The organism is Fibrella aestuarina BUZ 2 (assembly GCF_000331105.1).
In the GTDB taxonomy this organism is placed as follows: Bacteria; Bacteroidota; Bacteroidia; order Cytophagales; family Spirosomataceae; genus Fibrella; species Fibrella aestuarina.
In genome coordinates this window covers 2,319,199-2,333,266 of the sequence record NC_020054.1, presented here as the reverse complement: position 1 = coordinate 2,333,266, position 14,068 = coordinate 2,319,199, and the positions used below count along the sequence as shown (strand labels likewise).

The 14,068-nt window shown below is 55.5% G+C and carries 12 protein-coding genes; 8 read left to right on the top strand and 4 right to left on the bottom strand.

The genetic code is table 11. The annotated features are described in order from the left end of the window. Window positions 1–7: 7 nt before the first annotated feature. The 3 genes from FAES_RS09580 to FAES_RS09570 all read right to left on the bottom strand — a co-directional run bounded on the left by FAES_RS09580 (window position 8) and on the right by FAES_RS09570 (window position 1,956). A complete protein-coding gene (locus FAES_RS09580) occupies window positions 8–379 on the bottom strand; it encodes a diacylglycerol kinase (RefSeq protein WP_041257716.1) in 372 nt (123 codons plus the stop codon). After that, complete coding sequence (locus tag FAES_RS09575; protein WP_015331000.1) at window positions 363–1,085, bottom strand: DUF1361 domain-containing protein; 723 nt, start codon at window positions 1,083–1,085, stop codon at window positions 363–365. Before FAES_RS09575 ends, FAES_RS09580 begins: the two co-directional genes overlap by 17 nt. A gap of 109 nt (window positions 1,086–1,194) precedes the next feature. Then, a complete protein-coding gene (locus FAES_RS09570; protein WP_015330999.1) occupies window positions 1,195–1,956 on the bottom strand; it encodes a glycosyltransferase family 2 protein in 762 nt (253 codons plus the stop codon). A gap of 242 nt (window positions 1,957–2,198) precedes the next feature. Here FAES_RS09570 and FAES_RS09565 point away from each other — a divergent pair, with 242 nt between their 5' ends. The 7 genes from FAES_RS09565 (at window position 2,199) to FAES_RS09535 (ending at window position 8,874) form a co-directional block, all read left to right on the top strand. Next, on the top strand, window positions 2,199–2,873 hold the full coding sequence (locus tag FAES_RS09565) for a heme exporter protein CcmB (RefSeq protein WP_015330998.1): 675 nt from the start codon (window positions 2,199–2,201) through the stop codon (window positions 2,871–2,873). Between the two features lie 91 nt (window positions 2,874–2,964). Continuing rightward, complete coding sequence (gene ccsA / locus FAES_RS09560; RefSeq protein WP_015330997.1) at window positions 2,965–3,627, top strand: cytochrome c biogenesis protein CcsA; 663 nt, start codon at window positions 2,965–2,967, stop codon at window positions 3,625–3,627. A 165-nt stretch (window positions 3,628–3,792) separates the two neighbouring features. Beyond that, window positions 3,793–4,056: a CcmD family protein gene (locus tag FAES_RS09555; RefSeq protein ID WP_310589916.1), complete on the top strand. Its 264-nt coding sequence runs from the start codon at window positions 3,793–3,795 to the stop codon at window positions 4,054–4,056. Window positions 4,057–4,079: 23 nt separating this feature from the next. Beyond that, window positions 4,080–4,520, top strand: coding sequence for a cytochrome c maturation protein CcmE domain-containing protein (locus FAES_RS09550; RefSeq protein ID WP_015330995.1), 441 nt, complete (start codon window positions 4,080–4,082; stop codon window positions 4,518–4,520). Window positions 4,521–4,612: 92 nt separating this feature from the next. Further along, a complete protein-coding gene (gene ccsA / locus FAES_RS09545) occupies window positions 4,613–7,210 on the top strand; it encodes a cytochrome c biogenesis protein CcsA (protein ID WP_015330994.1) in 2,598 nt (865 codons plus the stop codon). A gap of 48 nt (window positions 7,211–7,258) precedes the next feature. Beyond that, the gene (locus tag FAES_RS09540; protein ID WP_015330993.1) at window positions 7,259–7,519 is read left to right on the top strand and encodes a hypothetical protein; all 261 of its coding nucleotides are present in this window, start codon (window positions 7,259–7,261) and stop codon (window positions 7,517–7,519) included. A gap of 62 nt (window positions 7,520–7,581) precedes the next feature. Further along, window positions 7,582–8,874 carry a hemolysin family protein gene (locus FAES_RS09535; RefSeq protein WP_015330992.1) on the top strand — a complete coding sequence of 431 codons (1,293 nt, stop codon included), beginning with the start codon at window positions 7,582–7,584 and terminating at the stop codon, window positions 8,872–8,874. Between the two features lie 2 nt (window positions 8,875–8,876). Here FAES_RS09535 and FAES_RS09530 read toward each other — a convergent pair whose 3' ends face one another. After that, on the bottom strand, window positions 8,877–13,511 hold the full coding sequence (locus tag FAES_RS09530) for a translocation/assembly module TamB domain-containing protein (RefSeq protein WP_015330991.1): 4,635 nt from the start codon (window positions 13,509–13,511) through the stop codon (window positions 8,877–8,879). A 313-nt stretch (window positions 13,512–13,824) separates the two neighbouring features. Here FAES_RS09530 and FAES_RS09525 point away from each other — a divergent pair, with 313 nt between their 5' ends. After that, entirely contained in the window at window positions 13,825–14,049 is a 225-nt protein-coding gene (locus FAES_RS09525) for a FeoA family protein (RefSeq protein WP_015330990.1), read from the top strand. The last annotated feature ends 19 nt before the right edge of the window (window positions 14,050–14,068 follow it).

The window sequence follows — 14,068 nt, the reverse complement described above, 5'->3', positions numbered from 1 at the left end:
GTTGGGGTCAATTCGTGTACAGTAGCGCCAGTTTTGGCACGAAGATAAACAAGGCAACCGCGACCGCCATGATTGCCACGAGCAGAACGGCCCCGGACGCTAAATCTTTGGTGGCGCGAATCAGCGGGTCGTGCGCCGTCGTGACGCGATCGGCTAGCTTTTCGAGGGCAGTATTGAACGCTTCGGCCGCCCAGACCAGCCCAATCTGCATCGTGAGCAGCGCCCACTCAAGGTTGGTGAGGCCCAGCCAAAGACCCAGCCCCAGGGCTACGCCCGCCGCCAGCAAGTGAACTTTGGCGTTGTTTTCGTACCGAAAGAGATCGATGATACCCTGACCGGCATACCGAAAGCTTCGCCATACTTTACGAACGTCGAGCATTAGCATACATATAAAAAGCGACGTAGATGACCATTAGCCCGAGGCCATAGGTCAGCGATACTTTCTGCGCCAGCGAATCGTGGAGCGAGGCCCACAGGCTTCGGGTTAGCAGCATCGGGTTGGTGGCCAGATCCCAGCTGTTCCAGCGGATGAACCGGCCGAGGTAGATCCCAAAGCCAGCCAGTGCCTGACAGCCCAGCATCGCCCCCCACACCAGCAGAGGTTGCAAAGGTAGCCGATCTGTGATGCCCAGCAGCGCCCGATGCGCCAGCAAGGTACTGTACAAACCAGCCAGCAGCCCTGTCAACGCCCCCAGAAACATCATTAGCGTGTCGAAATAGACTAACTCGCCCCCCACCTGACGCAGATGAAACAGGTCGGTGATGATGTAAGGGGCGTTGGGCATGAACAGCAGCCAGAAGGCCAGGAAGACCAGCGTCACGCGTTTGGCCAACGTACCCCGCTTCAGAAACCCCGACTCAAACAGATCACGGTGTATGAGCATGATGCCCAGCGGAAACCAGGCTAAAAACAGGTTCCAGGTCAAACAGACGAAGAACCACCAATTGTGGCTGATGACGCCACGGGCCGAGGCCATAACCAAGCAGGCTCCCGTCAGCAAGGCGAGTGCCCGAAGGCCCTCTCCCTGTGACGACGAAACGGTGGGATACTGCTGTGTTCCAAAAAACTTCTCTGGATACAACATTGTGCTGAAAGTACTTTGTGATTCAAAGTAAACAAATGAAACTCATTCGGGCAAACTTTTGACAAAAACTTTTTCTAACGGAACGTGAACGTACCCAGCCAGATGTTACTCAGCGGATGGGTGGGTGCAGGTAATAACGGAGCATCAGGCTCAGGTGCCGCCAGCCATCGCGCCAGGGGCGCAGGTGCGGCGACCGGGACCGACCGTCGGGGCGCAGTGAAACGGGCACTTCGGCCATGCGAGCCTTATGCAACGCGGCCTTCACAATCAGTTCGCTGGTAAACTCCATACCCGGTTCGGTGAGTTGCCAGCGTAGTGCCGCCTGCCGGTTGATACCGCGCAACCCGCAGTGAAAATCGCCTAGGGTTACGTTGAACAGCACCCGGCCAATAATGGACAGGATCGGGTTGCCCAGGTAGCGCTCCAGTACCGACATAGCCCGGCGCTGAATACCACCCAGAAATCGATTCCCGATAACCAGATCGTAGCCCAGCCGAAGCTGATCGAGCAACCGGGGCATATCGTTGACATCGTAAGAACCGTCTGCGTCGATTGTGATGACGTAGCGTCCCCGCGCCGCGCTTATTCCTCCGATCAGGGCATTTCCGTAGCCTCGCTGCGCCACGTTTACCACGCGTGCACCGCTGGCTTCGGCAATTTGAGCCGACCCGTCGGTGCTGCCATTATCCACCACCAGTATTTCGAGGTCCATCTCGTGCCCATCGGCCACTGTCCAGATGTCGTCCAGACAGGTTGCCAGCGTTTCAGCTTCATTCAGGCACGGTAACACAACCGACAGCTCGTAGAAAGCAGCCTTGGAGCGAAATGCAGCATTCCTGGGTGAAGCAATAAGTGACGAGTGAACAAGCATACAGTTGGGTTACCGGCAAACGAACGCTGTTAAGACATGAATAGGCGGGTAATGTCACGTTGGGGGTGTATCGGGCGGGGGGCTACGATGTCAGCGGCATACCCCTGAAATCGTCAGCAATTCGGTCGTGTGCCCTGCCAGAACTACACCAGCAGAGATGGGCCGACGCTTTCTTTTTTCTAATCTGGAAGTGCCCGGCTAAGTAACGCATACTTGCTCGTTCTGCCGTACTTTTGTGGTCTATGCGGGAATCGTTAGCGCAGATCGGTACACTCATTGAAAAGGAATTTCGCCTCGAATGGCGGCAGCGGTATGCGCTCAACGGCATGTTGCTGTACATCGTCGGGGCCGTATTCATCTGCTATTTAAGTTTCAATGCCAAACGGGGTGAGTTATCGCCCATTGTCTGGAACACGCTCTTCTGGCTGATTCAGTTGTTCACGGCGATTAACGCCATTGCCAAGACGTTTGTACAGGAACGGGCCGGCCGACAGCTTTATTACCATACATTGGCCAGTCCGCAGCAGATCATCGTCGCCAAGATTGTGTACAACACCGGGCTAATGCTGGCGCTGGCGCTGTTGGGGTATAGTGTATACGCCTTTGTGCTGGGTAGCCCCGTGGAAGACCACTGGCTCTACGTGGGTAGTCTGCTGCTGGGGGCTATTGGCTTTGCGGCCTCGCTGACATTGGTGGCGGGCATTGCGGCCAAAGCCGAAAACGCGGCTACGCTCATGGCGATTCTGAGCTTCCCCGTGATTTTGCCGCTTTTACTCTTGCTCTTAAATGTGTCAAAGAATGCGATGGATGGCCTAGACCGCTCCGTTAGTTTCGACGAACTGCGGACTATTCTGGCCATCGACGCCATTGTGCTGGCACTTTCTTACCTCCTCTTCCCGTTTTTGTGGAAGAGCTAAATACTACGTTCAACGTTCGAGGTTTACTGGCCTATGTAGCTGACGCCAACAGGAAACACCTTTGAACATTAGACCTTCGACACATACACCCATGAAACAAAACTGGTGGAAGGGCCTGGCGGTCCTGATTCTGACGTATACGCTTTTCTGGGGGTTGCTGGGTCCAACGCCCCGCCAACCAGTTCTGAACGAGAGCATCCGCAACGTTTACTTTCACGTGCCGCTCTGGTTTGGCATGATCACGCTTATGCTAGCCTCGTTGTTTTTTGCGGTTCGGTTTCTTCGGAAAAACCAGCTGGACGACGACCTACTCTCGGTCGAGTTTGCCAATACCGCCATCGTCTTTGGGCTATTAGGGTGCGCAACCGGCTCCATGTGGGCCAACTTTACCTGGGGTGATCCCTGGCCTAACGACCCCAAACTGAACGGTGTGGCGGTCAGCATGCTGCTTTATATGGCGTATCTGGTGCTGCGCGGCGCTTTTGACGACGAACAACGGCGGGCGCGTATTTCCGCTGTCTATAACATTCTGGCGTTTTGCGTCTTCATTCCACTCATTTTCATCCTGCCTCGCCAAACCGATTCGTTACACCCCGGTAATGGCGGGAACCCTGCTTTTGGCAAATACGACATGGATAATCAGATGCGGATGGTCTTTTATCCGGCCATTATTGGCTTTACGCTGCTGGGCGTCTGGATTACCCAACTCCGGGTACGTTACCGCCGCCTGCGGGTAATCATGGAAGAGGTTTAAATCTATCAGTAGAGAGGAATAAAACGGGCCGTATCTTTGTTGGAAAATAGGGTATGGCCGTAGCGGCGGGCCGCCCGTTTTCTTTTCGTCCGTAGGCATGAGGCATTCGTCATTGGTGGCGGATACAAACGTGCTGCCGACAATCGACCAATGACTCGTTTATCAATGCTTCGTTTTCTTCCGTTGCTGACCCTGTTGCTGGGCAGCCAGTCTGTAATGGCTCAACAGCCGGTCGAGATGGCCGACCAACTCCGGGCCGATGGCAAAATATGGGTCGTTGTGGCCGTCATTGCCATTGTGTTCGTAGGGATCGTTATCTATCTGGTTCGGCTCGACAGCAAAATCGGCAAGCTGGAGCGTGAGGTAAACGACCAGAAACGTCCATTAACCAACCGGTCGGCTACCTCGGCAGACCGGCCTACCCGCTGAGTTCATTCGTTCTACCGTTTATTATGAAACTCTCTCACATCATCGGTATCGTAGTGATCGCCATTGCGATCGGCATCGTGGTTACCTCCTACGGCGATGCCAGCACATATGTTACGTTCGGGAAAGCCATTGAGCTGGCGCAGGATGGCGACGCCGATCAGGTTCACGTGGTTGGTAAGCTGAAAAAGGACGCCAATGGCAAAGCCGAGGGTATGGTCTACCAGCCGCAAGTTGACCCCAACCATTTTGAATTTACGCTGGTCGACAATGAGAACCGCGTGCAAAAGTGCGTTTACCACAGCCCCAAACCCGCCGACTTCGACCGTTCGGAGCAGGTTGTGGTAATTGGTGCCATGCAGAACGATCAGTTCCAGGCGCAGAAAATTCTGCTCAAATGCCCATCGAAATACCAGGAAGGCAAGCTGGAAACGACCGAGCACGAAGCGAAAACGGCGAAGCTGTAATCATATTATAGTTCAACGTTCACCGTTCAGGGCTGCGCTTTGGTAGAGCCACTTCGAACCTTGGACCTTGAACATTGAACAATCTCTGATTTATGGATTTATCCGTAGGGAATCTGGGCCATTTGTTTGTGATCGTGTCGTTTGTGACGGCGCTGGTGGCCACGTTTGCATACCTGAAAACAACGTTGGCAGCCGACACGCCTGCCGAAGAAGCAAACTGGAAGCAGTTGGCCCGGTTGGCCTTTTACGTGCACGGCCTGGCCATTGTGGGCGTAGTCGCCAGTCTATTCTATATCATTTATAATCACCGGTTTGAGTACCAGTACGCCTGGAGCCACTCGTCGCTGGCCCTGCCAGTGCATTTCATGATCTCCTGCTTTTGGGAAGGTCAGGAAGGGAGCTTTCTGCTGTGGCTTTTCTGGAATGCGACGATCGGGATTGTGCTGACCCGCACGGCCGGTAGCCGCTGGGAAGGCCCCATGCTGACCGTCTTTGCGCTGGTTCAGGCGTTTCTGGCGTCGATGATTCTGGGCGTCGTGTTCGGTGATTTGAAGATTGGCTCATCGCCTTTCCTGCTGCTGAAAGAAGCGATGCCCGACGCGCCGGTGTACACCATGGACCCGGCGTTTATTCCGGAGGACGGCAAAGGCCTGAACCCGCTGTTGCAGAATTACTGGATGGTGATTCACCCGCCAACCCTGTTTCTGGGTTTTGCGTTGGCGCTGGTCCCGTTTGCTTACTGCATCGCCGGTTTGTGGCGCAACCAACCATTGGGCTGGGTACGTCCATCGTTACCCTGGATGCTGGTTGGCGCCGTTGTGTTGGGCGTTGGCATTCTGATGGGTGGCTACTGGGCTTATGAAACCCTGAACTTCGGCGGTTACTGGAACTGGGACCCCGTCGAGAACGCCGTCTACGTTCCTTGGCTGATTATGGTAGCCGGCATGCACACCATGCTGATTGCCAAGAAGAGCAGTACCGGCCTGAAAACCGCCATTATCCTGACGATCGCGCAGTTCCTGCTCATCATCTATTCAACATTCCTGGCCCGGTCGGGTATCCTGGGCAACGCGTCGGTGCACTCGTTTACTGATCTGGGACTGTCGGGGCAATTGCTGGTTTATCTGCTGGTGTTTGTCGGCCTGTCGATCGCGCTGGTGGCTGCCAAATGGCACCTCGTACCGGCCGATGAGCAGGAAGTATCGGTGTATACCAAAGAGTTCTGGCTATTCCTGGGCGCGGTGGTGCTGTGCCTGGCTGGTTTTCAGGTACTATCGACCACGTCGATTCCGGTTTACAATAAAGTGGCCGAGCTGTTCGGCAAAGCGTCGAACCTGGCCCTTCCGGCCGATCAGGTGGCGCACTATAACAAGTTTCAGATTTGGTTTTTCAGCGTGATCGCCGTGCTGACGGGCGTGGGCCAATACGTGTGGTGGCGCAAAGCCGGCAAAGGCAGCATGAATAACCTCATGAACCCCTTGATTCTGACTCTGCTGGTCTCGGCGGCGATGATCGTGCTGGGTGGCGTGAAGAATCCCGTCTACATGGTGCTGCTGACGACGGCGCTGTTTGCCGTGATGGCCAACGGGTCGATCCTGCTGGGCATCGTCCGGGGCAATTACCGGCTGTCGGGCGGGGCTGTTTCGCACATTGGCGTGGCCCTGATGCTCATCGGGATTCTGTTCTCGTCGGGCTATTCGAAAGTGGTATCGCTGAACAACAGCGGCCTGATGATCTCGCGCAGTGAAGAGTTTACCAAAAACGATAACCGCGAAAACAAGGAGAACGTACTGCTGTGGCTCAATCAGCCCGTACGAATGGGCGACTATCAGATCACCTACCGCGGACAGCGTCTGGAAGTGCGCGACATGCCTGGGTACGTTCCCCGCAAGGCAGTCGATGTCATCGACGGCGACTTCCACGGGGTTGCCAAACAGGATTTGACGCTCAATGGCAAGGCATATCACGCCAAAGGTGACACGGTCGCTCTTTACCCCGAAAACACCTATTACGAGATTGAGTACCGCGACCCGAACGGCAAGATCTTCTCGCTGTATCCCCGCGCGCAGGTCAATGAACGGATGGGCTTGTTGGCTTCCCCCGACATCAAGCGTAACGTTGGTCGTGATCTCTACACCTTCGTCTCATCGGTACCTGACCCGAACGCCGAAAATCAGTGGGCGAAGACCGAAACGTATGCCGTGGCCATGAAAGACACGTTCTTCCTGAACGACTACGTGGCGATTTTGGACAACGTCGTCCGCACTAACGAAGTGGAGGGCGTGACGCTCGGTCCCGGCGATGCAGCGGTGAAAGCACAGGTACGTATCCTCGACAAAGAGCGTGAGGTACTAATGCAGCCCGCCTTCATCATTCGGGAAGGTATGGTGGCGCACCCCGCCGAAACAAGCGACGAACTGGGCGTCCGGCTCTCGCTGAACAGCATCGACCCGCAGACGGGCAAATTTACGTTCGCCGCCAACCGCACCCAGCGCGATTATGTCGTGATGAAAGCGTCGGAGAAACCGCTCATCAACCTGCTCTGGATTGGCACGATGGTGCTGGTTGTGGGCTTCACGATGGCGGCCGGGCGGCGTTACCGCGAAAACCGCAAGATGGTCGACAAAGATGAGAAGGAGACGCAGAAGAGCAAGCGTAACACCAACGCCCCCGTTTCGGTTGTTAAATAAGCTGCTCATGTATAGCCCTGCCGACGTTACCGCTTCGGCCTCATCTGTATGAAACTTCGCGACACCCTATTACTCTGTGCCTTCATCGGCGCGCTGTTACTCTGGCTGCTGGAAGTATTGCGCGTGGGCTTTTCGAGCAGTTACGATCTGCTGCTGTTTGCGCTCATTTTCCTCTTCGCGTTCCAGTATTTCCGGCAACGCGACCGGCAGGCGAGCAAAGATGTATCGCCCACGATCAGGCAAATGGCCGAAGACCGCAAGAAGGCCAATTCAACCAAGAAGGTAAAACCACAGTCTGGTAAGAACTAACTTCCGAAACGATGCTGACGCGCAAGCCCTTGCGCGTCAGCATCGTTTTTAGCCAATAACACATGGAATATTCGCTTCTGATTGGTGCGTTGCTGGCGCTGGTGGCCACGGGTTTCTTTGCCGCCGTCGAGACGGCCTATACCTCCGTTAACCGGCTTTACTTCGATCTGCATAGCAAACAGGGGCCGCTGAGCGAAAAACTCGTATCGGGTTTCCTGAAAAATCCCATCCTGTTTATTGGCACCACCCTGACGGGCAACACCTTATTCTTGGTGTTGTATGCGGTGCTGGGCGTAACGGCATTGAACCCCGTAATGGAGGCCGCGCTGCCCGATCACCTCGACAGCCCCGTGGCACTGCTGGCGCTGGAAACGCTGATTCTGACGCTGATTTTCCTGCCCTTTGCGGATTACGTACCCAAGAGTCTGGCGCTGATCCATCCCGATGCATTTCTGGAAAAGCTGGCCGTTCCGCTGTGGGTAATTTACAAAGGCATTGCGCCCGTTGTGCAGGTGCTGGTGGGCATGGCGCGGCTCTTCAACCGGTACGTGCTCCGGCACAACATCGACGAACTGCGCCCCGTGTTTGGCCTCACTGATCTGAACAACTACCTGCAACAGCTTAACCAACGCCCAAACGCAACTCATGCCAATGAAGCGGAACAGGAGGTGGAAGTCGATGCCCGCATCTTTAACAATGCCATCGAGTTTCGCGACGTTCGGGTACGTGATTGCCTCGTCCCCCGCACCGAAATCGCCGCTGTCTCTGCCGACGATACCGTCGACAACCTGAGGCTGGCGTTTCAACAAAGCGGTCATTCTAAAATTCTGGTGTATCGCGACAACATTGATGACGTGATCGGCTATTGCCACGTACTGGGGCTATTTGGCAATCCACATTCGATCGAAGCCGTACTCTCGCCCATCCTGATGGTGCCCGAAACCATGGCCGCGCGTGATCTGCTGCTGCGCTTTCTGAGCGAGCGAAAGAGTCTGGCGCTGGTGGTCGATGAATTTGGCGGCACCGCCGGTCTGATCACCGTGGAGGATATTGTTGAACAGATTTTCGGCGAAATTCAGGACGAATATGACGTCAACGAAGACTGGGCTGAACAGCAGATCGACGAACGTACCTACCGCCTCTCGGCTCGCCACGAGATCGACGACTTGAACGAAAAATACGGCTGGTCGCTGCCCGAAGGCGATTACGATACCTTAGGCGGGCTTATTCTGTCGATCAACGAAGACATTCCCAACGCCGGTGAGGTATTCGAGGTAGCGCCCTACACGCTGGTGGTCGAATCGGTGCAGGGAACCCGCATCAACACCGTACGCGTAACGGTAAACAAGGAATAACCTTACTGATTGCCCGACAGATCCATGGAGGCCGACGATGGCGGCGTAGCCAACGGCTGTGTGCCCGTGGTGGGCGGCGCAGGCTGTTCAGGTTCGGCTGGCGCGATGCCGGGCTTGGGCGAACGGGCACCCAGCAGGTGGTTGAACGACCGGGTATACAGCAGGCTAACCCCACCACTCGGCGTCAAGGTAGCGGTGTTGATAATCGGAACCAGCGCACTTTGCTGGTTCCGGTTATAGACCTTGGCCCGCAGGCGGCCGTCCGGCGAAATCAGGTATTCGATGGTCCACTCACCTAATAAGCTGGCAGCGCTTGCTTGGCTTTGTCCATAGGTAAAGCCGCCATCGCGGCTGACGCGCAACCGGTCGTTGAGGAGCCGGTACGAGAAGCGCAATTGCAGGTTATTGAGCAGGTTATCCGCCTGCTGTGAGCCGGTTGGGGTACCGAGCAGCGAGTTGATGTTACCCAGCGAAACACCTACGTCCAACTTTTCATCCACATTGGAGAACAACTGGCTCAGCCGGTTCGAGACAATCTCGCCCAGGGCATTCCCAATCCCGTCGGAGTTGAACAGATTTGACCCTTCGGGGATCAACTGGTTGAACAGCAGGAGGCTACTGACTTGCCGGTTCAATTCCTGTTCATTACTCTGAAGTCGGTTTTCAAACGCGGTCACCGCCTGCCGGAACGTCGACGAGGCCGGGTATTCTTTCACGTTCAAATCGAAGCTGATGTCGGGCTTAGTCAGCAACCCTGTCAGCCGGATCAGCAGGTCAACGGGATAACGCCGCGTCCGATCCGGTGAGTTGGTCGATACGTCGTTACTGTTAGTAACTGGCAACAGAGCCCCTAACGCCGTTGATTGCGTATAGGCCGCCGTCAGGTCAAGCATCGCGCCGTAGGGGTCGCCGGTCCAGGTGAGGCGGCTATTGGGTCGAATCAGGAATTTTTTGTTGATCAGGTTCTGGAACGTGAAGGTGTAATCCCCTTGCGTGATCCCATACGTACCTGTCATCGTGAAATCGCCTTTCGTGTCGATCCGCATGGCAATCCGCCCTTCACCGTTCATGCGGATAATATCGCCCGCCTGCTTATCGAACTGCACTTCGCAATACGCATCGGGCGTAATATCGAACTTAAAATCCATCTTGATCCCCGACACATCGACTGCCGACGTGGGAGCCGTTTTGACCGTGTCGGTACGCGCGCGGCGGCTGACGAACTGAATGTAATCCTGCTCCCCTACGGTCGCGGCGCCATCGAGTGGAATATAAATACGGGTGCCCTTGTCGCTTCGTACATCGGCATTGATCGTCAGGTTGTTGAGCGGCCCGAATATTTTGGCGTTACCCGTTACGATCCCTTGCCCATAGAATACGTCGTTATCTTTGGCGGTCGTGTTCAGTATTTTAAACCGCTGTAGATCAGCCGAAAAGTCGAGTTGGAAATACTTGAAGTTATCGTGGTAAACGCCCCCCCGCAAAATCGCCGTGTTTCCGTCGGCGTCGCGGATCGTCATGCGGCGCGTGATGATCTCGTTTTCGCCGAAATAGATTTTATTGTCGAAAAACAGATCAGCCTTCAGGTAGTCGAACGTAGCATGCCCGCGCTGCACGTCGATGGCACCACTCAGCAGTGGGGCATTGGGCGTTCCCTTGATATCGACCTGACCTGCTATGGTGCCGGCAAAATTGGAGAACAGCCCTTTGGTAAACGGCTCCACCAGCCGCAGTTCCGTATTGTTCAATAACGCTCTTAAGTTGAGCGAATTGGTTTTCAGCTGCGGGGTATACGTACCTGTGAGCGCCAGCACGTCGATGCGGTCACGAATCAGGCGCACGTCTATGTTCACCCGTTCCTGCGCCGGATCGTAGGCCCCCTGCCCCAGCACATTACCGATAATCGAATTTTCATAAGCCAATCCCGACACGTTAAACTGACTCTCGACAATGGCAGCACGGTACAAATCACGCAGCGTGACGGTCCCGTTGAGCAGCCCCCCGAGTTTTGTGTTCAGCACCGGATTGAGCGAGCTCAACTGAAAATCACGCGCCTGCAACAGCAGCCGTTGCGCCGAATCAGCCGACACTTTGCCCGACGCCGTCACAAACTGATTCTGGTTCGATACCGTCACGTTCCGAAGCGTAAACTCATTACCGACCATCCGCACCAGACTTTCCGAGTTCAGCGTCCAGTCAGTATCCAGCAGTTTCAGTTTCGACTGCCGGAACGTGAGGTCAATGGCATCGCCTTTGAACGCCAGTTCCCCGTTCAGATCGGCCTGATTGGTTGTGCCCGTTTGCCGTACGCTACTGGTAAAGGTAATATGGTCGACATCCCACGACGCTTCCACAGCCAGCCCCTGGGTGGGCAACAGGCCACCCAGCTTTTGGCGCTCCGAATTCAGGATGGCCGATGCCAGCACGGCTTCGCTATTCGTAAACTTCGACGTGTTGAGGTCAAGGTCCGTTACACCAAACCCGTAGCCGCCGTAATACAGCGAATCCGTCGTCAGATTAGCCGTGATAAACTGCGTATTGTCGGCATTATAACGCCCTACCAGCTTGGTGCCGGGCGCCAGATACGCCGGCAACCCCAGGAAGGCCAGCAACGGGCGGGCATCCCGCACAGACGTTAGGTAATCGATATGATACGGAGCCGGATTGGTTCGCGATGAGCGCTGCTGCTTCTGTGCGTAATACGCCTGACGCCCTTCAGCATCGCCCGTAAAATAAAGCCGGTATTCGTCGACTAGCGTTTGCAGATCGGCGATCGTGCGTTGGGGCGCGTAGTTACCCTGCAACCGGGCCGTCAGAAAATCCGAATTGATGTTCAGGTAGCGATTTTCAGCCCCTTCGATGGTCGAACTGACCGACAACGAATCGATAATCAGATTCCGGCGGTTCAGCGTTAGGGTGGCGTTCCGAAAGTTGGCGGTTCCGGTCAGTTGGTCAATGGTGTTGCCTTCCAGCTCAGCCCGAACATAGGTACTGACCGCCAATGAATCACGCGTGAAGCCCAGGGCTCGCAGGTTCGCTTCCTGCAACGTACCCCGCACATCGAACCGGTTTCTCGGGCCCCGCAGGTCAAACTCGCCGTCGAGGTCCAGCTTCGCATTCGGATCGCGCAACGCCACGTGGCCGTCGAAATAAGCCTTTTGCAAGTTCCCCTGCACCACCACATTTTTATAGTCGTAACCGCCAAATCCCAACCGGGCAAACTGCCCGTCGACGTCGGCGGCCGCCCGGCTCAGGTCGGTGCCGTGGCCCACCAGTCTTCCCCGGCCCGTTACAGCCTGTATGGTCCCGGGTTGATCAATCAACTGGCCAACCTGAAAATTATCGGCGACCAGGTCGGCAGCGTAAGTCGTTTGGTTGGGGTCGTCGGCCAGTTTGAGTTTCAGGTCTCCCCCTACCCGCCCCAGCGCCGTACTAAACTGCCCCTTCATGGTAAAATCGCTGAACGTACCGGCGAAATTGGTGTTGAAGGCCACCGTCCCCAGCTTGCCCATCGTCTGGTTAAACGCCGGGTCGGGGTAATACTGCCGAATGTCGGCCATTGTAATCAGCGACGGCCGAATGCGCAGATTGACGCGCAGATTCTTGTCGGTTTCGGGCAGCCCCACAAACGCCAGATCCCCCACCAGCCGGCTCCGGCCACCCGCGCCAAACCGCAGGTCGGTATCGACCAGCGCCAGATCGACTACCCGCCCGCGCAGGCTACCCGTCAGTCGCCAGGTTTCGTTCAGGCTACGCACATACTCCGAAAAAGCACCCAGATCGGCCGATTGCACGACGCTATTTTTGAACTGCGCCCGGATGGCCACTTTCTCGTTGAAATCGCCCATATCGCCCGCCCTATTATATAGGAAAGAGACGTAGTTGCGAATCACCGAATTGTTGACCGCCAGATACAGGTTGGCGAATTCCATTTTCTTGGCCGAATACAGAAAGCGCGTATCCAGCTTTTTCACCCGCAACCCCGACCGTTTGTCGACCGTCTGAAGCCCCTGCGTTTCGATGGCAATGGTATCGCCCAGCACCAGAAAATTGCGCGCTTTTCCCTGAATCCCCGTTAGTCGAAAATGATTGTAGTCAAAATCGGCGGGGTTCTTCATGCGTGGCTCATTCGGATCGTCGAGCGAAAACTGCCCATCAACCAGCGTAACCCGCCCGATGGTAAAGGGCGTGTGGACATCACTCGGAGGCGCTTTGGGGTCCGACGTCAACCGCTCGATAGCCGCAATAAATTCGTCGAGATTCAGGTCACCCGTCTTCGGGTTATACACCAGTTGCACGTCGGGCCGGTAGAGTACGGCCTCGTCGAGGTGTAGGTTGTGCGCCGATGAATCGAGCAGGTTTTGCAGGTTATAGTCAACTTCGAGCCGCCCGATTCGGATCATGGGCCGGTGTTCGTAATCACGTACCTGTACCTCTTCGAGCGTCAGCGTATCAAACCACTTGATCGACGCCCGCCCGATGCTCACGTCCATACCCAGCTTCTCGGTGGCCCATTTGGCCGCACGTTGCACCACCATCGTCTGTACCGGCGGCAACTGCAACAATACCCATAGCGTCGCCAATGCCAGCACCAGCAGCAACAGCGTTTTCAGGAGTATCTTAATGAACGACTGCATTCAGGGGTGGGTAAACAGGGGCCGTATCAGCAACGAAAGACGCCGCTTAAAACGTCGTAACGCATTGCCCATTTCGTTAACGGCAAAATTCGTGATTTCGTTAATCGAATGTAACACAAACTACCCGAAACGTCCGTTGTCCCGCCTGAACCAGCAGAATCCGGTACCCAACGGGCTTGTATCCTCCTTTCCTGCCTTGCGCTGACGGCGATCAGAACAGCGGCTGACAAATAAGAGCCAATCACCTTTTGGAAAGAAAAACTTTCCGCTGTAAACTTGCGTTAGTTTAAACGAAGTCTAAATAAACGACACCATGAGTAATCGAACGGTAGCAGATCTGAAACCCGGCGAACGCGCCCGGATCAAATCGTTTAGCGATCAGTGGGCGTCGATTAAACTGCTCGAAATGGGCTGTTTACCGGGTGAAGAGGTTTGCCTGCATTGCAAGGCCCCCCTCGGCGACCCCATTTGCCTGAACGTGTCGGGCTACTGCCTGTCGATGCGCCGGGCCGAAGCCGCCACCATTGTTGTTGAGTAGTGCGGCCCTTCGGGGTCGT

Excerpts from the sequence above, each read along its gene's own strand:
- FAES_RS09530 (WP_015330991.1), bottom strand. The coding sequence starts at position 13,511 with ATGCAGTCGTTCATTAAGATACTCCTGAAAACGCTGTTGCTGCTGGTG.
- ccsA (WP_015330994.1), top strand. The coding sequence starts at position 4,613 with ATGGATTTATCCGTAGGGAATCTGGGCCATTTGTTTGTGATCGTGTCG.
- FAES_RS09580 (WP_041257716.1), bottom strand. The coding sequence starts at position 379 with ATGCTCGACGTTCGTAAAGTATGGCGAAGCTTTCGGTATGCCGGTCAG.
- ccsA (WP_015330997.1), top strand. The coding sequence starts at position 2,965 with ATGAAACAAAACTGGTGGAAGGGCCTGGCGGTCCTGATTCTGACGTAT.
- FAES_RS09535 (WP_015330992.1), top strand. The coding sequence starts at position 7,582 with ATGGAATATTCGCTTCTGATTGGTGCGTTGCTGGCGCTGGTGGCCACG.
- FAES_RS09550 (WP_015330995.1), top strand. The coding sequence starts at position 4,080 with ATGAAACTCTCTCACATCATCGGTATCGTAGTGATCGCCATTGCGATC.
- FAES_RS09575 (WP_015331000.1), bottom strand. The coding sequence starts at position 1,085 with ATGTTGTATCCAGAGAAGTTTTTTGGAACACAGCAGTATCCCACCGTT.
- FAES_RS09540 (WP_015330993.1), top strand. The coding sequence starts at position 7,259 with ATGAAACTTCGCGACACCCTATTACTCTGTGCCTTCATCGGCGCGCTG.
- FAES_RS09525 (WP_015330990.1), top strand. The coding sequence starts at position 13,825 with ATGAGTAATCGAACGGTAGCAGATCTGAAACCCGGCGAACGCGCCCGG.
- FAES_RS09555 (WP_310589916.1), top strand. The coding sequence starts at position 3,793 with ATGCTTCGTTTTCTTCCGTTGCTGACCCTGTTGCTGGGCAGCCAGTCT.
- FAES_RS09565 (WP_015330998.1), top strand. The coding sequence starts at position 2,199 with ATGCGGGAATCGTTAGCGCAGATCGGTACACTCATTGAAAAGGAATTT.
- FAES_RS09570 (WP_015330999.1), bottom strand. The coding sequence starts at position 1,956 with ATGCTTGTTCACTCGTCACTTATTGCTTCACCCAGGAATGCTGCATTT.